The sequence below is a fragment of the Shewanella decolorationis genome, assembly GCF_004354305.1.
Taxonomy (GTDB): Bacteria; Pseudomonadota; Gammaproteobacteria; order Enterobacterales; family Shewanellaceae; genus Shewanella; species Shewanella decolorationis.
The window spans coordinates 103,620-123,675 of sequence record NZ_CP037898.1 but is presented as its reverse complement, the minus strand read 5'-3'; the positions used below and the strand labels follow the sequence as shown (position 1 = coordinate 123,675).

Sequence of the window (20,056 nt, the reverse complement as noted above, 5' to 3'; positions counted from 1 at the left end):
GTAATATTCAAATTCCACTAACGGCGAATGCCAAGTACACTGTGTACAGATTATTGATACACGTCCTCAAACTTTTAAGTTCGGTCGTCAGCTTACAGCGACTATTAGCCACAGCATGAACAAAAACAGCACGCCAGCAACCGCATCCAGCCCACGCGCCAGCGGGAAACGTACATCTATAGGGCGCACCAATCCGGCGGATAACCGCAATAGCGCCAAGAAACCCCATACCTTCGCCAAGAATGACAAGCCAAGTTTACAGCAAGGGGCAAACGCCAAGCGAAACAATGCTGAGCGCAGCGGCGCCAAGCCTCGCCCGCAACAGCGCTCAACGGCTGCACGCACAAAACCCCAAGGCGAGCCGATGATCGTCTTATTTAATAAGCCGTTCGATGTCCTATGCCAATTTACCGATGAGCAAGGCCGTAAAACCTTAAAGGATTACATCCCTATTCCGGGTGTGTACGCCGCAGGGCGATTAGATCGTGATAGTGAAGGCCTGTTACTCCTCACCAACGATGGTCAACTTCAGGCCAAACTCACTGAGCCGAAAAAGAAAACCTTTAAAACCTATTGGGTGCAAGTCGAGGGAGAACCCACGGAAGCAGATTTAGCAAAACTGCGCCAAGGGGTTGAATTAAAAGATGGTATGACACTCCCCGCTAAGGTCTGCATCATGGCGACGCCGAATGTGTGGCCGCGTAATCCGCCGATCCGTGAGCGAAAAAACATACCTACCACTTGGCTGGAAATTCAAATCCATGAAGGGCGTAATCGCCAAGTTCGGCGGATGACGGCCCATATTGGTTTTCCGACCTTAAGACTCATTCGTTATAAAATAGGTCAATGGAGTCTAGATGATTTAGCCACAGGTGAGCATAAATGCATCCAAGTGACCCAAAAGGCTGAATGATTTAACAACACTGCAAATGCAATAAACAAGATGTCATTGTGCTCAACCAACAGATAAAAGGTGATTAGCGTGGCAGAAAAACTCAGATACAAACCCAATGTGACTGTGGCCTGTATTATCCACGCACCTACCGAAGATAAGTATCTGTTAGTGGAAGAGTGGATTGATGGCGAGCAGCGCTTTAACCAGCCCGCCGGACATTTAGAGGCTAATGAGAGTCTGATCCAAGCCTGTAAACGTGAAGTGCTTGAAGAAACCGGCCTTACTCTTGATCCCCAAGGTTTAGTGGGGATTTATCAGTTTAGTGCCAGTGAAGCACTCGCTTTTGTGCGCTTTACCTTTTTCGTACAAGTCGATGCACTGCTCCCCCCTCAGCCACAGGATGCGGATATTGATGCCGCCCATTGGCTGAGCTTTGAGCAAATCGAGGCCAAAACGCAACAGCTTCGCAGCCCATTAGTGCTCGATTGCCTTAAGGATTACCGCCATCAGCAGCAACAGGGGCAAACCTATTCCCTCGAATTACTCAATAGTCAGCGTCTGACGGGATGTCAAAGATAGCCCCAAGCGACAAGGCGTGATAGAATACGCCCCCGCGTAAATTCGCGATTCAACACGGCATTTAAGCGCTGTTTTAGCAAACACTCGCTCGATGAATCGCCCGCTTGTCTGCCATCAAACACAGTCTAAGCAATACGCAGATTTTAACGTGAGAGTGGCCAACCAAGGTGAGTCATTCTCACGGCTAACCAATACATATACTCAATGGTTTTTAGGATCTATGACATCAATCGAACCCACTCATACAGGAAAAAAAGTCATTGTCGGCATGTCCGGCGGTGTTGATTCATCTGTTTCAGCCTATTTGCTTATGCAGCAAGGCTATCAGGTTGAAGGCCTTTTCATGAAGAACTGGGAAGAAGATGACAACGACGAGTATTGTGCGGCCGCCGAAGATTTAAAGGATGCTCAAGCCGTGTGCGACAAGCTTGGGATCAAACTGCACACGGTCAACTTTGCCGCCGAATATTGGGACAATGTGTTCGAGTATTTCCTCGCCGAATACAAGGCGGGTCGTACCCCTAACCCCGATATCATGTGCAACAAAGAAATCAAATTTAAAGCCTTTTTAGACTTTGCCGACGATATCCTCGATGCCGACTATATCGCCATGGGTCACTATGTGCGCCGCCGCGATAATGCCGATGGCACCACGCAAATGCTACGCGGTGTCGATAACAACAAGGATCAGAGCTACTTCCTGTATACCTTAAGCCATGAACAAGTGGCGCGTAGCCTATTCCCCGTTGGTGAACTCGAAAAGCACGAAGTGCGTGAAATTGCTAAAAAAATGGGCTTAATTACCCATGATAAGAAGGACAGCACCGGCATTTGCTTTATCGGTGAACGTAAATTCACTGAATTCTTAGGTAATTACTTACCAGCACAACCTGGCAATATCGAAACCGCTGAAGGCGAAGTCATTGGCAAGCACCAAGGCTTGATGTACCACACCTTAGGCCAACGTAAAGGTCTAGGCATTGGCGGCATGAAAAACAGCAATGACGATCCTTGGTACGTAGTGGATAAAGATCTCAAACGTAACGTGCTTGTTGTTGGCCAAGGCGGGCATCACCCGCGTTTGATGTCCAACGGCATGCTCGTCAATCAATTGCATTGGGTCGACCGCAAAGGTCCGGCGGATGGCAGCCAGATTGTGGTGAAAACCCGTTACCGCCAACAGGATATCCCCTGCACCCTCACCTATCTTGATGACAATACCCTCAAGGTGGTGTTTGACCAGCCTGTTGCCGCCGTGACCCCTGGCCAATCAGCGGTATTCTACGATGGCGAAGTGTGCCTAGGTGGCGGGATTATCGATCAACTGATCCGAGGATAAGCCGTGAACGAGCAGCTCCATAATCGCACTATGGCCTTTGCAGGAATACTGCAGGCCATTGCGCAAGTTCAGTATTTAGCCCGTCATGGTGAGAGTGACACGGATGAGCTGGCGGCCAGTTTAAACACTATTTTAGTGACCGACCCTGAAAGCGCCGCCGATGTCTATCAAGATAAGGCCGCCCTGCGCAAAGGTTATCAGTTGGTGTTAAACCAACTGGGCGACAGCAGTCAAAAGGATGTGGAAATCACTCGCTATCTGGTCGGCATTTTGGCGCTTGAACGTAAATTAACCCGTTCGAACAGCGGGTTAGCCATGCTTGCCGAGCGCATCAATCAAGTGAATCGCCAGCTACATCATTTTGCGATCACCGACGAGCAAGTCATTGCCAATCTGGCAAGCATTTATAGCGACATTATCAGTAATCTTGGACCTAAGATTCAGATCTCAGGCAACCCACTGTGCCTGCAACGTCCACTGGTACAACACAAAATTCGCGCCCTGCTGCTCGCAGCCATGCGCAGCGCCGTGTTATGGCGACAACTGGGCGGTAAACGTCGACACTTAGTCTTCGCCCGCAAAGCCATCATAGACACAGCCAAGAAAAGTCTTACCCTATAATAAAATAAGTTTTCATCAAGGAGCTTCACATGGATCTTTCCGCACTAACTGCTATCTCTCCGGTAGACGGCCGTTACGGTAGTAAAACAGCGTCATTGCGAGGGATTTTCAGCGAGTTCGGTCTTACTAAGTACCGTGTTCAAGTTGAAATCAACTGGTTAAAATTACTCGCCGATTGTCCAGAAATCACCGAAGTGCCACCACTGAGCGAGTCTGCTATCGCAGTGTTAGATGCAATTAAAGACAATTTCAGCGAGCAAGATGCGCTACGCGTGAAAGCCATTGAAAGCACCACCAACCACGACGTAAAAGCGGTTGAATACTTCATCAAAGAAAAAATCGCAGACCACGCCGAACTCGCCGCTGTGGGTGAATTTGTTCACTTCGCCTGTACCTCAGAAGACATCAACAACCTAAGCCATGGCTTAATGTTGACCGAAGCCCGTGAGCAAGTGGTTCTGCCATACTGCAATGAACTGCTCAGCTCCATCAAAAAACTGGCCGTTGAATACCGCTCAGTGCCATTGATGTCACGCACCCACGGTCAACCCGCTTCGCCTTCGACTTTAGGTAAAGAAATGGCCAACGTTGCTGTGCGTTTAGAGCGTCAAATCAAGCAGATCGCAGCTGTTGAAGTCATGGGTAAAATTAACGGCGCCGTGGGTAACTACAACGCCCACTTATCTGCTTACCCAGAAGTCAACTGGCATGCACTGTCTGAGCGTTTTGTCACCAGCTTAGGCCTGCACTGGAACGCTTACACCACGCAAATCGAGCCACACGATTACATCGCCGAACTGTTCGATGCTATCGCGCGTTTCAACACTATTCTGATTGACTTCGACCGCGACGTTTGGGGTTACATTGCCCTTGGCCACTTCAAGCAACGTACCGTTGCTGGTGAAATTGGTTCATCCACCATGCCACACAAAGTCAACCCAATCGACTTTGAAAACTCAGAGGGTAACCTCGGGATTGCTAACGCTCTGATGCAACACTTAGCGTCTAAGCTGCCAGTATCAAGATGGCAACGTGATCTGACCGACTCAACCGTACTGCGTAACTTAGGTGTAGGTATTGCCCACTCGCTGATCGCCTACCAAGCCACCTTAAAAGGCATCAGCAAGTTACAAGTGAACGAAGATCATTTACGTGCCGAACTTGACCAAAACTGGGAAGTCTTAGCCGAGCCAGTACAAACCGTTATGCGTCGCTATGGTATTGAAAAACCCTACGAGAAGTTAAAAGAACTGACTCGAGGCAAGCGTATCGATGCCCAGCAATTAGCAGTATTCATCGACGGTTTAGCCCTGCCTGAAGAAGTGAAAGCAGAGCTGAAGAAGATGACGCCAGCCAACTACATTGGCCGTGCTGAAGCCTTCGTCGACGAGCTTAACTAATATTTTTAGCTCAGCGGAGTTCGCTCACAAAGTAGCAAGAGCAAACATTCGCGAGCTGATATTGTTTATCAGCCACAAATAAGGATTAAGGCGGTTACATTCGATGTAGTCGCCTTTTTTGACACTATGTATACACTCAATCTCGATATCGCCCAGTTCCTCAAGGAACACTGGCAACAAAAACCTGTAGTCATCAAGGAAGCCTTCCCTGACTTTGAAGATCCGATCAGCGCCGATGAGCTTGCAGGCCTTGCCTGTGAAGAAGAAATCACCTCGCGCATCGTGGTCACTCAAAAAGACAACTGGGAAGTGATCCAAGGTCCGTTCGAGGATTACGACAGTTACGGCGAGACCCACTGGCAATTACTGGTGCAAGCCGTCAACCATTGGTATCCGGACTCTCAGCCATTAGTGGAAGCGTTTCGTTTTCTGCCCGACTGGCGATTCGATGATTTGATGGTGTCATTTGCCACCCCAAGCGGCGGTGTCGGCCCACACGTTGATAACTACGATGTGTTTATCATCCAAGGTGAAGGTGAACGTCGTTGGACTGTGGGTGCTAATACGCCGCAGCAACGCCGTGGCGGTAATCCCAACTCGCCACTGGTGGAAGACTTTGAGCCTATTATCGACGTGGTATTAGAAAAAGGCGATGTGCTTTATATTCCGCCGGGCTACCCACACTGCGGTGAGACCTTAACTTTGGCCTTAAGCTATTCAATTGGTTACCGCGCGCCGAGCCAACAGGAGCTCGCCAGCGAAGTTGCCGATTACTTGCTCGACAATAACTTAGGTCAGCAGCGTTTTACCTCGGCGACTGAGCCTGCAAATCCTGGCGTGATCAGTCAAGATCATCAGCTCGGGATCATGTCGCTGTTAAGCCAGCTCGCCCAAGATCCAACAAGCTACCAAGTGGTGCTGGGTAAACTGTTGAGTCAAAACCGTTTTGAACTGGATATCTGCGAGGGTGAAGAAGCCTATAACGCCGAAGATCTGCAGGATGCCTTCGAACAAGGCGCAGGCGTTAATCGTATAGGTGGCTTAAAAGTGCTGCGCTTAGAAAACGACACGCAATCACGCTTATTCATCAACGGCGAAATTTATGAGCTGCCCAATACGCCAGAAGCCATATTAACCCAGTTAAGCGACCATGTTAGCTTTGATTGCGACAGCGCCATGGCACTGTGTGAGCATGCCGAAGTGCAAGCGCTGCTGCTCCAGCTTATCAATCAAGGCTTGTATTATTTAAGTGATGATGAAGCTTAAGCCTTAGCGCACTATTGCGTTAGGTCGACAGATTAGCGTCACCCAAAACAATAAAGGCACTCAACTGAGTGCCTATAGTTTTTGCGCTAACACAAGGTTAAGCGTTGGTATTCCAAAGCTTTTCGTCATTGTGCATCCGATACAAGCTCTCAGCACGTGAAACTAATAATTGCGCAAATTTTGCCTGCGTCGCATCGCGTTGAACCGCGCCTGAGCGGATCAGGTTTTCGGCCTGCATCTGCCACATCATAGAGAAGTGACGAATCGCATCACGCGCCGTTTTCGCCACTTTAACATCGACGAAATCCGACGGTAAATCGCCAGACATGACCCAATAGGTTTTAGCCGAAGGACGCTTAGATTCCATTTTCCAAATCGCTAAATAAGGCGCCAGATAACGGCTTTCGTCGGCTAACACTTTACTTGGAATAATCCCTTTTTCTGCTAAAAAACGGTTCGCTTTTTGGAATTGAGTTCTGACCCACTCTTGGCGCAGTTTCTCCATTTCTTCTGGAGAGATTGTTGGTTGAGCCTGATCGACAGCTTGTTCAGTCATACTTCCGTCCTATCTTATTGTTATTACGCGGCTCTCATTCTTGGGACAGCACGCGAATCATTCTAATGTCTGAGATTATCCCAGTAAAAACTGGTTTCACACTAAAACCCTTACGTTTACGTAAAGTGGAAAGCTAGATTGCCACAAATAATCTATTTATTCGGTCATTATGCATGGTTGAGAGTATCGCTAAATGCTATGGTTCTGCAATAAATATAACGAGCTGTCGATGGGAAGTCATTCCATCGACGTTTTATTGTGTATAGCGGAGAACTTCACGTGGCTGTATTTAATCATGTATCCTTTGATGAGCATGAACAGGTCGTATTCTGTCATGATAAAGAGAGTGGCTTAAAAGCCATCGTTGCCATCCATAACACCAATTTAGGTCCTGCTGTGGGTGGCTGCCGGATGTGGAACTACCAATCCGACGATGAAGCCCTGACAGACGTATTACGCCTCTCCCGCGGTATGACGTACAAAAATGCCCTCGCAGGTTTAACCATGGGCGGTGGTAAGTCAGTGATTATTGCCGATCCTAAGCGCCCTGACCGTGAGGCCCTCTTCCGTGCTTTTGGCCGTTTTATCAATAGCCTGGGTGGACGTTACTATTCTGCAGAAGACGTAGGTACCACAACAGCGGATATCATGATCGCTCATCAAGAAACCCCATACATGGCCGGCCTTGAAGGCAAGAGCGGCGATCCATCGCCATTTACAGCATTAGGAACCTATTTAGGGATCAAAGCTGCCGTTAAACACAAACTCGGTTTAGACAGCTTAAAAGGCCTTAAAATTGCCGTTCAAGGTGTAGGCCACGTGGGTTACTACCTGTGTAAACACCTACATGAAGAAGGTGCTGAGCTTATCGTCACCGACATTCACCAAGCTTCACTCGACAAAGTGGCTACCGAATTTGGTGCAATTGTCGTTGCCCCACAGGATATCTATGCCCAAGACGTTGATGTCTATGCACCATGTGCATTAGGCGCCACTTTGAACGATGTTACCCTGACACAACTCAAAGCTAAGATTGTTGCAGGTTGCGCCAACAACCAATTAGCCGAAGTCCGCCATGGCGAGCAGTTAAAAGAAATGGGCATTCTGTATGCGCCAGACTATGTAATTAACGCTGGCGGCATCATCAACGTGTCATTTGAAAAAGACTATGACGCAGCAAAATCAGAAGCTAAGGTCAGAGAAATCTACAACACTTTGCTGAAGATTTTCACTAAAGCCGATGCTGAAAACCGCACCACTGCGGCGGTTGCTGACGAAATGGCCCGTGCCATTTATCAAGCGGCAAAAGCTTAACACTGCTTTCGGCGGACAACAGCCAGTTGTCCGCCTTTTTCTTTATTGTCCTTTCCACAAAGCTCCTAAAAAATAATTTCCCTCAATACCAATCAGATATCGAAACGCCACGTAAAATTCACTTTTCTGTAGTGGAAAAGCCTATGTGCCTCTGCTTGAATTAATTGGAAGTCACTCACAGAAAGGCACCACTATGGTCAGTTTCAAGTATGAACTGGGAAGAGACTCTATTGAATTGCAGGCCAGTGATTGGTCTGGTTTAGAGCGTGTCTATATCAACGGCGAAATAGTGTCACGCAAACTTAATTTTGGACACCAAAGCGAGCATCAAGTAAAACTTAAAGACGGTGGATTATGCCTATTCAAGTTATTTATTGATCCTCTTACAAACGAATTAACCTGCAGAATTTACAAGCGTAATCAACTCGTTACTAGCTTAAAACAAGGCAAGAAAAACCTTCTTCAACGTCAACGTTTGTTGCAACAAGGGTTGCTGCTTGGTTCAAGCTTGGTACTACTTTTTATGCTATTACCACTCTAAACCATACTGAAAAAACGACTGAACTATTTAATAAATTTATTGATTTTATTCAATAACTTGATGAAATGAGTGCGTTCTTCGTCACTCAGATTAGCCAAAAACTTTTCGTTGACGCGCTCAGCCTCACGGATCAAATCCTGCTCCAGCGCCTTGGCCTCATCGGTGAGGAAAATCTGGAAAGCTCGGCGGTTATCGAGCTCTTGGTGACGGGTGATCAATCCCTGAACCTGCAACTGATCGAGCAGACGGGTCATGGTATAGTTGGCCACATCGCAACGCTTAGACAGCTCGGTCTGAGTGATCCCCTCCTCCTGCCAAAGCGCAAACAACACTGGCCACAACTTTATGTCGAGCTGATAGCGTTTCAGCTGTATATCGAGCTCATTTTGCAGCTCAATATTCAAGTGGGAAACAAGATAGCCTAAGCTTTCATAGCGGTTCAAACAGCACCTCCGAAAACACCATTTAGACCCATCAACACAGACCACAAGCAAAAGGATATTCGCCGAAGTCAGTTTTAATACTACCACTTAACCTGTAATAAACTAGTCAGCATATCCAAGTAATTGCAATCAAAATCTTTATGCATCCGAAGCTTGGTCGTCGGATAAATTGAATTCATTCACAAAATTATAGTAACAAGCGCGGCTTAATTTTCCCCATAGGCCACGCTCTAGCGGCAGATAAATCCCAAAGTCGGTGAGTTTTAGTCGCTTGAGATCCGCAATCCAATGTTCAGTGCCGATACTGCTTTTGAGCATCAAACTAGGTGCTGTGTCATTTTTCACGTAATCGACAATCACTAATGGCGCATCCTCCACCTCAACTCGAACCTTTTCGACTGGCGTGATCAGAAAATGCTCGCCATCGATGCCATGTAAAATACTGGCAAATAACTTGGCAAACTTAGTCGGTAATGGGCTGTTCTGATATAACCAGTCACCGGAAAGCTGGATACGAAATAGCGCAACTTCACTACACAGTGCCGTTGGTTGTGTGACAACATCATCCGGCGTTGTCTTGCTGGTGAATTCCTGTAGTGTGTCGATAACATTGTCCGTGTGTTTTTCCATAGCGTCCCCTCAATAAAAAAACCAGCCTGACGACTGGTTTAGTGTGGCATTGCCTTAAGCCTTAACAAGCTCCAATAAAGCCTCTAATGGATGTTTTGGCTTGTAACCGGCGAAACGTTTCACTTGGCTGCGACATGAATAGCCCGAGACTAACACCTGCGACGCGTCTATCTTGCTTAATGTGTCTTTCCACGACATATCAAACAAGGTCTTAGAACGCTCAAGATTCTCAGCCTCATGGCCGTAGGTACCCGCCATGCCGCAACAACCCAGATTCACCGCCGTCAATTTAGCACCAAAGTGAGTGAAGATTTTGCTCCACTCATTGGCAGTATTCGGCTTGGCCGTAGACTCGGTGCAATGGCTAAACCAAGTAAATTGTTTATCTTGCATGGCTTTAGCTGGAATATCCTGCAGAATGCCAAGGAGCCATTCATTAGCCAGTTTCACCTCAAACGCACCGCGATTCGCCCCTAAGATTTCTTTATATTCATCGCGATAACAGAGCACTAAAGCGGGATCGATGCCCACCATAGGCATGCCTAACTTATGCACTTGGTTTAAGAAATCTGCACTCGACTGCGCCGTTTTAGCAAATTTATCCAAGAAGCCCTTGATATGAGTGGGTTTACCATTGGGTTTAAAGGGTAATAAAACGGGCTTTAATCCTAATGTTTCAATCAGTTGGATAAAACGATACACCAAGCCTGCGTCATAGAAACTGTTAAAGGGATCTTGCACCACTAACACAAATTTTGCGCGCTCATCAGCGGGAATGGCCTGTAATGCCGCCAGATCATAACCACGGCTCGCATGACCATCGAGCCGTTGTTTTAATGTCGGTACCGACAGCGCTGGCGCATCCACATAGCCGATAGCTTTTTTGATCACCCATTGGCTGAGCGGATTCTGCGAGGCAAAATTGGTCAACCTTGGCGCCGCCGCCATAATAGGCAAACTGTCCTCGATACCCGCCACCAGATAATCTTTAGCCGGACGCAGGTAACGTTGATAGTAAATATTAAAGAACTGCGCCCTAAATTTAGGCACATCCACTTTCACAGGACATTGGCTCGAGCAAGCTTTACAGGCCAAACATCCCTTCAGCGACTCCATCACTTCGTGGGAATAATCGTAATCGCGCTTCGCATTGATGGTATTTTGCATGCGCTGCAAAATGCCTAAGGGTTTGGCTCTGGCCAACGCATTGACATCGACGCCTTCGGATTCAAGTAAACGCAGCCACTCACGCATTAAGCCCGCGCGACCTTTGGGCGACTGAACTCTGTCCCCAGTCACTTTAAATGACGGACACATTGGTGAGAAACTGCTGTAGTTAAAGCACAGGCCATTACCGTTACAGTTCATCACATCGGGATAGGCATCGCGCACTTCGACCGGAATTTGCCGGTCAAACTTGCCGCGCTTGGTACTGTCCACATCAAAACACAGGCCACCGGCTTGCTTGGGCGCCACTAACTTACCTGGGTTGAGTCGATTATCAGGGTCAAATAGGCCTTTAATGTCTTGCAGTACACCATAAAGCTCGTCACCAAATACCGATGGACCATATTCGCCGCGCACGCCCTTACCGTGCTCGCCCCACATCAGGCCGCCATATTTGAGTGTCAGCGCCGCGACTTGATCAGAAATCACCCTCAGCAGCTTTTCATCTTCGACATCGCACATATCCAGCGCGGGCCGCACGTGTAACACACCCGCATCCACATGACCAAACATGCCGTATTGCAAATTGTGACTATCGAGTAGCGCACGGAACTCCATAATATAATCGGCGAGCATTTCGGGCGGCACCGCGGTATCTTCGGCAAACGCAATGGGTTTGCGACGTCCCTTGGTAGCACCGAGTAGACCCACGGCTTTTTTACGCATGCCGTAGATTTTCTCAATGCTGGCCTTATCTTGAGTGACTTGATAACCGACCACACCACACTCACCACGGCTGATTTGTTCGGTCAGCACGGCTTCGAGTGCCGCAAGCTTTTCGCTCACCTCAGCGGCGTCGCCCGCAAACTCCACCATATTGAGGCCATCGATCACTTTGCCCGGCACTTCTTGAATAAGGTCTGATACCGAATGCCAAACAATGTCCTCACGGGCAAGGTTAAGCACTTTTGAGTCCACGGTTTCGACCACAGTGGCCCGCGCCGCCACTAAGGAAGGCGCATGGCGCAGTGCAGACTGGAAGGAATCATACTTAATGTTCACCATCGCCCGCTCACTCGGCAGTGGTGTAATATTGAGTTTCGCCTCGGTGATCACCGCCAGCGTGCCTTCTGAACCCGTTAAAATACGCGACAGGTCGAACTGGGTTAAGCCGTTGTTCCAGACATTCTTTAAGTCATATCCGGTTAAGAAACGATTGAGCTTAGGGAATTGTTGTTCGATCAGCGCACGCTTCTCGCGGCACACTTCGGCAATCGCCGAAATCAGTTTTTGCCCGAGCGGATTATCGCTCACGTTATCGGGGTTACATAACAGACCCGCGTCAAGGGGACGCGTGTCAAACACACTGCCATCAATCAATATGCTCCGTAGCGCCAGCACGTGATCAGAGGTTTTACCGTAAACTAAGGATCCCGCGCCCGAGGCATCGGTATTAATCATACCGCCGATAGTGGCACGGTTTGAGGTTGACAGATCGGGACTGAAGAAATAACCGTGGGGACGCAGCGCATCGTTTAGCGCATCTTTGACTACACCCGCCTCGACGCGTACCCAACCCTGCTCAGGATTCACTTCCAATACGCGATTCATGTAGCGAGACACATCGAGGATCAAGCCGTGGGTCAGCGATTGGCCATTGGTGCCCGTACCGCCGCCTCTGGCACTAAAAGTCACACCGACAAATTCTGCTTTTGCCGCCAGCGACAAGGCAATTTGAATATCTTTTTGATGCTTAGGATAAAGCACAGCCTGGGGCAAAAATTGATAGACGGAGTTATCCGTAGCTTGCACGAGGCGCGCACTGTAGCGTTTATCGATATCACCGGCGTAGGCGCTTTGTTCTAAAGCATCAAGATAAGCCAGATACACAGGTTCTAAGGTTTGTTGGTGTGATAACAGAGGTAACATGAGCGGCTTCAGTCAATTATTGTTATGCGGCCCATTATAAACAAAAAAAAGCCGCTAAAAAGCGGCTTTTTTAACACCTTTATAAAATTACAACCGAGATCAAGCGTGCGCTTCGGCTAAATATAACCAAGTATCAATCACTGTATCAGGGTTTAACGATACGGTATCGATGCCTTGTTCAACTAACCAGGCGGCAAAATCGGCGTGATCTGAAGGTCCTTGACCACAGATACCGATGTAAGCGCCCTTCGACTTAGCCGCTTTAATGGCCATAGACAGCAGGATCTTAACGGCTTCGTTACGCTCATCGAACAGGTGGCTGATGATGCCTGAGTCACGGTCAAGGCCGAGTGATAGCTGAGTTAAGTCGTTTGAGCCGATAGAGAAACCATCGAAGTGCTCAAGGAATTGGTCCGCTAACAGCGCGTTTGACGGTACTTCACACATCATGATGACGCGTAGACCATCTTTACCACGCTCTAAGCCCTGCTCTTTCAGCAGTTCAATCACTTGCTCGGCTTCTTTCACGGTACGGACGAATGGGATCATCACTTCAACGTTTTTCAGACCCATTTCGTTACGCACGCGCTTAATCGCTTCACATTCTAACGCGAAACAATCGCGGAATGATTCAGAGATATAACGGCTTGCACCACGGAAGCCGAGCATTGGGTTTTCTTCCTCTGGCTCGTAACGGTCACCACCGACTAAGTTCGCGTATTCGTTAGACTTGAAGTCTGACATACGCACGATAACTTTCTTCGGATAGAAGGCAGAACCGATTGAGGCGATACCTTCGACTAAACGGGCAATATAGAACTCAACTGGAGAGTCGTAACCTGCGATCATCTCGTTGATTTCTTCCTGCAGCGCAGCGTCTTGTTGGTTGAATTCAAGCAGCGCTTTCGGGTGAATACCGATCATGCGGTTGATGATGAATTCTAAACGCGCTAGACCCACACCTTCGTTTGGTAAACGAGCGAAGTCAAAGGCGCGATCTGGGTTACCCACGTTCATCATGATTTTCATCGGTAATGCAGGCAGAGCGTCAACGCGGTTAGACACCACTTCGAACTCTTGCTTACCTTCGTAGATGTAACCAGTGTCTCCTTCGGCGCAAGAAACAGTCACTAACTGACCATTCTTGATACGGTCGGTCACGTCACCACAACCTACTACCGCAGGTACGCCTAATTCACGGGCAATAATCGCCGCGTGACAGGTACGGCCGCCACGGTTAGTCACGATGGCGCTAGCGCGCTTCATGATAGGTTCCCAATCTGGGTCAGTCATGTCGGTTACTAACACATCGCCAGGTTGGATTTGATCCATGTCCGCGATAGAGGTTAATACCTTAGCCACACCTGAACCCACTTTATGACCGATAGCACGACCTTCAGAGATCACCGCGCCACGGCTCTTTAAGTGGTAACGTTCAATTAATTGTACGTCTTCACGGCTACGAACCGTTTCTGGACGCGCTTGAACGATATAGAGTTTGCCATCGTTACCGTCTTTTGCCCACTCGATGTCCATTGGACGACCGTAGTGTTTTTCGATAACCATAGCTTGTTTAGCCAATTCCATCACTTCGGCGTCGTTGATGGAGAATTGACGACGTTTTTCAGCAGCTACGTCTTCAATTTTCACTTGTTTGCCGTGAGAAGCATCATCGGAATACACCATCTGGATGAGCTTGCTACCGATATTACGGCGAACAACGGCTTTATGGCCTTGAGTAAGGATGGGTTTGTGAACATAGAATTCGTCAGGGTTTACCGCACCTTGAACAACCATTTCACCCAGACCGAAAGATGAAGTGATAAACACTACATCGTTGTTGCCTGATTCAGTGTCCATGGTGAACATCACGCCTGATGCAGCTTTGTCTGAACGAACCATGCGTTGTACGCCGGCAGACAGGGCAACACCGTGGTGCTCATAACCTTGGTGAACACGGTATGAAATTGCACGGTCGTTAAAGAGTGACGCGAACACGTGCTTAATCGCCACGAGTACTGAGTCAAATCCTTTCACGTTTAAGAAGGTTTCTTGCTGACCAGCAAAAGATGCATCTGGCATGTCCTCTGCGGTAGCAGAAGAACGCACTGCGAATGATGCATCGCTCGTTTCAGCGGCAAGTTTGTCGTAAGCTTCACGAATCGCTTGCTCGAGAGCTGGTTGGAACGGGGTATCGATAACCCATTGTCTGATCTGTGCACCTACTTGTGCCAGCGCATTGACATCATCTACATCCAATGTTGCTAGGATGTCATAAATCTTCTGGTTTACTCCACTTTGTTCAAGGAACTCATTGAACGCATAAGAAGTAGTCGCAAATCCGCCAGGTACTTGAACACCGGCATTAGCTAGATTGCTGATCATCTCGCCAAGAGAAGCATTTTTACCGCCAACTAAGTTGACGTCACCCATGCCTAATTCCTGATACCAGAGTACGTATTGCTGCACAGTTCTATCTCCGCAAGTTTATTTCAGTGGCCCCTTCACACGAGGGCAGCGACATTTTACACTCCCGCTGAAGCAGCGTAAATCTATAATTTTATTTGTAATTTTATTACTACAAGAGGTCAGTATGGCACCAAAGGTATTTTACATCTCCGACGGGACGGCGATCACAGCTGAGGTTTTTGGGCATGCAGTTCTCTCGCAATTTCCATTAGAATTTGAGTCACTTACAATTCCATTTGTTGAAACATTAGCAAAAGCTGAAAACGTTAAACGGCAAATTAATGATTGTTTTATTACAACAGGCGAACGGCCATTAGTGTTCCATTCGATCGTAAAACCTGAAATTCGAGACATTATTTATTCGAGTGAAGGCATAGATTACGATTTTTTAAACACCTTCGTTGCACCACTTGAACAACATTTAGGCGTTAGCGCCTCTCCGGTGTTACATCGCACCCACGGAAAAGCCAATCATGGCTATGAAGCCCGAATCGATGCTATCAATTTTGCGATGGATAATGATGATGGCCAAACCATGAAACATATGGATCAGGCCGATTTGATCCTGCTTGGCGTGTCTCGCTGCGGTAAAACCCCGTCTAGCCTCTATTTATCGATGCAGTTTGGTATTAAAGCGGCCAACTATCCGTTCACCGAAGATGATATGGATAACCTAAAACTACCCGAAGCGTTAAAGCGCAATAAGAAGAAGTTGTTCGGCTTAACCATCGATCCGGTGCGCTTACATGAAATCCGCCAAAGCCGCATGGAAAACAGCCGCTACTCGTCCTTAAAGCAGTGTCGTTTAGAGGTAAAAGAAGTCGAGATGATGTTTAAACGTGAACGGATTCCTTATATCGACACCACCAATCACTCGGTCGAAGAAATCGCCACTAAGATTTTGGACGTGACAGGCTTAGAACGTCATATGTTCTAATCTTGATGATTTCGAACGAGGCAATCGAGTCCCTCGATTTAGGCTAAATAGGTCTAACTTAAATCAAATTCATTGCACAGTTGCCGACAATTAACACAATTGGCACTGTGCAATGCTGTTCGATTCGTTATAATCCGAGGCAATCTGGCGAAAAGCGCCGCACGCAAGCTCGGTATTTTGAATGACCATTAAAACAGACGAATTACGTACTTCCTTATTAGCTAAAGTCATCTCACCTGCACAACTGGCATCTGAGTACCCGTTAACCCAAGATGCAGCCGATTACCTCGTTCAGCAACGTCGTGAAGTTGAAGCCATCATTATGGGCGAAGACCAACGCCTGCTGGTAATTATTGGTCCTTGTTCTATCCACGATACGCAAGCCGCCCTCGACTACGCTCGCCGTTTAGCCGTATTGCACCAAGAGTTAAAAGACGATCTCTGCATTTTAATGCGTGTGTATTTTGAAAAGCCACGCACTATCGTTGGTTGGAAGGGGTTAATCTCCGATCCTGATTTGGACGGCAGCTTCGAGCCAAATAAAGGATTACGTATTGCCCGCGAATTATTGCAGCAAATTACAGAGTTGAAATTACCCATTGCCACCGAATTTTTGGATATGGTGAACGGTCAATATATTGCCGACTTAATCACTTGGGGCGCTATAGGTGCCCGCACTACCGAAAGCCAAGTCCACCGTGAAATGGCTTCGGCGCTCTCCTGCCCCGTGGGCTTTAAAAACGGTACCGATGGCAATATTAATATCGCCGTCGATGCGGTGCGCGCAGCAAAAGTGCCACATATCTTCTATTCACCGGATAAAGATGGCGCCATGTCTGTCTATCGCACCCATGGTAATCCTTTCGGACATATCATTTTACGTGGCGGTAAAAAGCCAAATTACTTTGAGCAAGACATTGAAGAAGCTAGATTAAAACTTGAGTCTGTCGATGTAACACCGCGAATGGTGGTTGATTTTAGCCATGGCAATAGCGAAAAGAATCACTTGAAGCAGTTAGTCGTTGCCGACAATATCATGGCGCAAATGCGCGCGGGCAGCACGGCGATTGCCGGGGTGATGGCCGAAAGTTTCTTACAGGAAGGCAATCAAAAGGTGGTTGAAGGTCAACCTTTATGCTACGGCCAAAGCATCACAGATGCTTGCCTACATTGGGATGACTCGGAGAAATTACTGCGCGATCTGGCCAAAGCCTCCCGCGATAGACGTGAACTTCTCGGCAAATAAGTCGATGACCCACGGCAAAAGGCTTCCAGTGGAAGCCTTTTTTCTTTTCGTTTTACCTTAATACCTAAGGATATAGGCGTTTTCTACCATTCAAATTGAAAACTCACTATAATTGCGCCTCTTTAAAAATGCATAACCTCAGGTTGCCGTATGCCACATTCACTTGACTCTAGCCGCCCTGCCTTTTCTGACGCCATCGAACAGCGGATCAATCAATCCGAAGCGCGGGTGATCAAGGCGGTATTCCCGTCTATCACCAATCACCACAACACCTTATTCGGTGGCGAAGCGTTAGCGTGGATGGATGAAACCGCCTTTATTGCCGCGACTCGCTTTTGCCGTAAAACCTTAGTGACCGTCAGCTCCGATAGAATCGACTTTAAAAAACCTATTCCAGCCGGCACCTTAGCCGAACTCATCGCCCGCGTGATCCATGTAGGTAATACCTCATTAAAGGTGGAAGTGAATATTTTCGTCGAAGACATGTATCAAGATCATCGCGAGCATGCGATCCGCGGCGTATTCACCTTTGTTGCGGTTGACGAACAACGTCACCCGACTCAGGTGTGGACCGCTGAATAAGATTTAGTCAGCCAAGATAACGCACTGTAGCCCTTAAACCCCTTGGTTTTGGGGCTTATTTTTATGTGAATATTCCGCCCACTTTTGATAGACAAAAGTATAACAACCAGAAACATATAAAAATTTTGTCAATCTTACTGCATAAACCAATAGGATCCTCGATTACTTTTCTGTTACATTGGGTTTAATCTTCACGTGCCACGAACATAACCAACAAAGCCATGAAGCTAGAAAACTTAAATATAATTATTGCCGATGACCATCCATTGTTTCGAAATGCACTACGTCAAGCCCTCAGTAGCGCCTTTGAGCACACCCAATGGTATGAGGCCGACAGTGCCGATGCGTTGCAGTCAGTATTAGATTCACAAACTGTGAGTTACGATTTGGTTTTGCTGGATCTGCAAATGCCAGGCTCCCATGGCTATTCGACGCTTATCCACCTGCGCTCCCACTATCCGGAACTGCCAGTGGTGGTCATTTCAGCCCATGAGGATATCAATACCATTAGCCGCGCAATCCATTATGGTGGCAGTGGTTTTATACCTAAATCGGCATCGATGGAAACCTTGAAAGAAGCCTTAACCGCCGTGTTGTTTGGCGATATATGGCTGCCAAAAGATGCAGAAATTATCCCGATTGAAGACGATAGCACTGATAAGATGGCGAGTAAGCTGTCGGATCTAACACCACAGCAATACAAAGTATTGCAAATGTTTGCCGAAGGTTTGCTTAACAAACAAATCGCCTATGACTTAGGTGTTTCAGAGGCAACCATCAAAGCCCATGCCACCGCGATTTTTAGAAAACTGGGCGTACGCAATCGTACTCAAGCTGTAATTGCCTTAGGTCAGCTTGAAATGGATAAAGTGGATTTAACCTAATTCGAGTATGACCGTTGTCAATTTCGCATAAAAAATGCCGCATTTATTGCGGCATTTTTTATTTAATATATTCAGAATCAACGCATTGGCAGATTTTTATCGGCAAACATTTCATCAATCAATTGCTGATCACGTAATGCCACCGCCTTTTCAACCACATCACGGGTTAAATGCGGCGCAAAGTGTTGAATAAAATCATACATATAACTACGTAAGAAACTACCCTTTCTAAAACCAATCTTAGTCGTACTGTGGGCAAATAAATGACCCGCATCGATGGCGACTAAATCTTTATCAATATTTGGGTCAATCGCCATTGAAGCTATCACCCCAACCCCTAAGCCCAAACGCACGTAGGTTTTCAGCACATCGGCGCTGGTTGCACTAAAGACCACCCGCGGCTCGAGGTTGGCGCGGTTAAATGCTTTTTCAATCTCCGATGCGCGGTCAAAACCAAACACATAGGTAACCAATGGGAAACGAGCTAAATCTTCAATACTGATATGGCTACGTGTTGCTAACGGATGGTCTTTAGGCACCACAACCGAGCGATTCCAATGGTAGCAAGGCAACATGATCAAATCGGAATACAAATGCATTGCTTCCGTCGCAATCGCAAAATCAGCATCACCGCGAGCCGCTTGCTCACTGATCTGCGACGGCGTGCCTTGGTGCATATGTAAGTTGACTTTAGGATAGCGGTCGATAAATTGGCGAATAATATGGGGTAACGCATAACGCGCCTGTGTATCCGTGGTGGCGATATTCAACTCGCCTTGATCGGGCTTAGTATATTCTTCGGAAACTTTTTTTATGCTTTCGACTTTGCCTAAGATATCGTTGGCGATATTAATCACCTGCTGCCCGGCGGGTGTCACATGGGTCAAATGCTTACCACTGCGTCCAAAAATCTGGATACCCAACTCATCTTCCAACATGCGAACTTGCTTACTGATCCCAGGTTGTGAGGTATATAAATTTTCCGCGGTGGCCGATACGTTAAGGTTATGCTTGACGACCTCAGCAATATACCTGAGCTGTTGCAGTTTCATCTTATTTCCTTGTCTCAAACAGGCTGAAAGTGATTGGCGAAAATGGCACAACTCAGTCTCAGCTATAATCAATCGTTATAGTATATAGTAAAAATTAAAGCAAATAGGAATATAGAGCACAAGTCTTAAGTTTCATACGACAGAAATGATAACCTAGGCTAAGATATCTATGCTAGTTTATTGATTTATTGTAGCATTACCCTAAT

The 20,056-nt window shown here is 47.3% G+C and carries 18 protein-coding genes; 12 read left to right on the top strand and 6 right to left on the bottom strand.

Features of this window, described 5'->3' with window-relative positions; genetic code table 11:
- The first annotated feature begins 115 nt into the window (after positions 1-115).
- The 6 genes from EYR25_RS00575 to EYR25_RS00550 all read left to right on the top strand — a co-directional run bounded on the left by EYR25_RS00575 (position 116) and on the right by EYR25_RS00550 (position 6,100).
- Entirely contained in the window at positions 116-913 is a 798-nt protein-coding gene (locus EYR25_RS00575; RefSeq protein ID WP_165953444.1) for an rRNA large subunit pseudouridine synthase E, read from the top strand.
- 69 nt (positions 914-982) lie between these two features.
- Positions 983-1,474 carry an NUDIX hydrolase gene (locus EYR25_RS00570; RefSeq protein WP_039977063.1) on the top strand — a complete coding sequence of 164 codons (492 nt, stop codon included), beginning with the start codon at positions 983-985 and terminating at the stop codon, positions 1,472-1,474.
- Positions 1,475-1,694: 220 nt separating this feature from the next.
- On the top strand, positions 1,695-2,813 hold the full coding sequence (gene mnmA, locus EYR25_RS00565; protein ID WP_133178166.1) for a tRNA 2-thiouridine(34) synthase MnmA: 1,119 nt from the start codon (positions 1,695-1,697) through the stop codon (positions 2,811-2,813).
- A 3-nt stretch (positions 2,814-2,816) separates the two neighbouring features.
- A complete protein-coding gene (gene hflD, locus EYR25_RS00560) occupies positions 2,817-3,434 on the top strand; it encodes a high frequency lysogenization protein HflD (RefSeq protein ID WP_039977067.1) in 618 nt (205 codons plus the stop codon).
- Positions 3,435-3,463: 29 nt separating this feature from the next.
- Positions 3,464-4,834 (top strand): adenylosuccinate lyase, encoded by a 1,371-nt coding sequence (gene purB, locus EYR25_RS00555; protein WP_133178165.1) that lies wholly within the window; start codon positions 3,464-3,466, stop codon positions 4,832-4,834.
- Positions 4,835-4,960: 126 nt separating this feature from the next.
- On the top strand, positions 4,961-6,100 hold the full coding sequence (locus EYR25_RS00550; RefSeq protein WP_133178164.1) for a ribosomal protein uL16 3-hydroxylase: 1,140 nt from the start codon (positions 4,961-4,963) through the stop codon (positions 6,098-6,100).
- 97 nt (positions 6,101-6,197) lie between these two features.
- On the opposite strand, the gene EYR25_RS00545 is transcribed toward EYR25_RS00550, so the two are convergent.
- Positions 6,198-6,656: a DUF4826 family protein gene (locus EYR25_RS00545; protein ID WP_133178163.1), complete on the bottom strand. Its 459-nt coding sequence runs from the start codon at positions 6,654-6,656 to the stop codon at positions 6,198-6,200.
- Between the two features lie 279 nt (positions 6,657-6,935).
- On the opposite strand from EYR25_RS00545, the gene EYR25_RS00540 reads away from it, so the two are divergent.
- Both EYR25_RS00540 and EYR25_RS00535 read left to right on the top strand, forming a co-directional pair.
- Positions 6,936-7,970: a Glu/Leu/Phe/Val dehydrogenase dimerization domain-containing protein gene (locus tag EYR25_RS00540; RefSeq protein ID WP_133178162.1), complete on the top strand. Its 1,035-nt coding sequence runs from the start codon at positions 6,936-6,938 to the stop codon at positions 7,968-7,970.
- A gap of 193 nt (positions 7,971-8,163) precedes the next feature.
- Positions 8,164-8,511: a hypothetical protein gene (locus EYR25_RS00535; protein ID WP_023265486.1), complete on the top strand. Its 348-nt coding sequence runs from the start codon at positions 8,164-8,166 to the stop codon at positions 8,509-8,511.
- A gap of 23 nt (positions 8,512-8,534) precedes the next feature.
- On the opposite strand, the gene EYR25_RS00530 is transcribed toward EYR25_RS00535, so the two are convergent.
- The 4 genes from EYR25_RS00530 to ppsA all read right to left on the bottom strand — a co-directional run bounded on the left by EYR25_RS00530 (position 8,535) and on the right by ppsA (position 15,149).
- Positions 8,535-8,954, bottom strand: a complete 420-nt coding sequence (locus tag EYR25_RS00530) for a MarR family winged helix-turn-helix transcriptional regulator (protein ID WP_023265487.1) — start codon at positions 8,952-8,954, stop codon at positions 8,535-8,537.
- A 138-nt stretch (positions 8,955-9,092) separates the two neighbouring features.
- Positions 9,093-9,584 carry a DUF1285 domain-containing protein gene (locus EYR25_RS00525; RefSeq protein ID WP_133178161.1) on the bottom strand — a complete coding sequence of 164 codons (492 nt, stop codon included), beginning with the start codon at positions 9,582-9,584 and terminating at the stop codon, positions 9,093-9,095.
- 54 nt (positions 9,585-9,638) lie between these two features.
- The gene (gene ydiJ / locus EYR25_RS00520) at positions 9,639-12,680 is read right to left on the bottom strand and encodes a D-2-hydroxyglutarate dehydrogenase YdiJ (protein WP_133178160.1); all 3,042 of its coding nucleotides are present in this window, start codon (positions 12,678-12,680) and stop codon (positions 9,639-9,641) included.
- 99 nt (positions 12,681-12,779) lie between these two features.
- Positions 12,780-15,149: a phosphoenolpyruvate synthase gene (gene ppsA, locus EYR25_RS00515; protein WP_133178159.1), complete on the bottom strand. Its 2,370-nt coding sequence runs from the start codon at positions 15,147-15,149 to the stop codon at positions 12,780-12,782.
- 124 nt (positions 15,150-15,273) lie between these two features.
- On the opposite strand from ppsA, the gene ppsR reads away from it, so the two are divergent.
- The 4 genes from ppsR to EYR25_RS00495 all read left to right on the top strand — a co-directional run bounded on the left by ppsR (position 15,274) and on the right by EYR25_RS00495 (position 18,798).
- Positions 15,274-16,086, top strand: coding sequence for a posphoenolpyruvate synthetase regulatory kinase/phosphorylase PpsR (ppsR, locus tag EYR25_RS00510; protein ID WP_023267905.1), 813 nt, complete (start codon positions 15,274-15,276; stop codon positions 16,084-16,086).
- 181 nt (positions 16,087-16,267) lie between these two features.
- A complete protein-coding gene (locus EYR25_RS00505; protein WP_023267904.1) occupies positions 16,268-17,332 on the top strand; it encodes a 3-deoxy-7-phosphoheptulonate synthase in 1,065 nt (354 codons plus the stop codon).
- A gap of 150 nt (positions 17,333-17,482) precedes the next feature.
- Positions 17,483-17,914 carry an acyl-CoA thioesterase gene (locus EYR25_RS00500; protein ID WP_133178158.1) on the top strand — a complete coding sequence of 144 codons (432 nt, stop codon included), beginning with the start codon at positions 17,483-17,485 and terminating at the stop codon, positions 17,912-17,914.
- A gap of 221 nt (positions 17,915-18,135) precedes the next feature.
- A complete protein-coding gene (locus EYR25_RS00495) occupies positions 18,136-18,798 on the top strand; it encodes a response regulator transcription factor (RefSeq protein ID WP_023267903.1) in 663 nt (220 codons plus the stop codon).
- A 77-nt stretch (positions 18,799-18,875) separates the two neighbouring features.
- Here EYR25_RS00495 and cysB read toward each other — a convergent pair whose 3' ends face one another.
- Positions 18,876-19,850 carry an HTH-type transcriptional regulator CysB gene (gene cysB / locus EYR25_RS00490; RefSeq protein WP_023267902.1) on the bottom strand — a complete coding sequence of 325 codons (975 nt, stop codon included), beginning with the start codon at positions 19,848-19,850 and terminating at the stop codon, positions 18,876-18,878.
- Between the last annotated feature and the right edge of the window lie 206 nt (positions 19,851-20,056).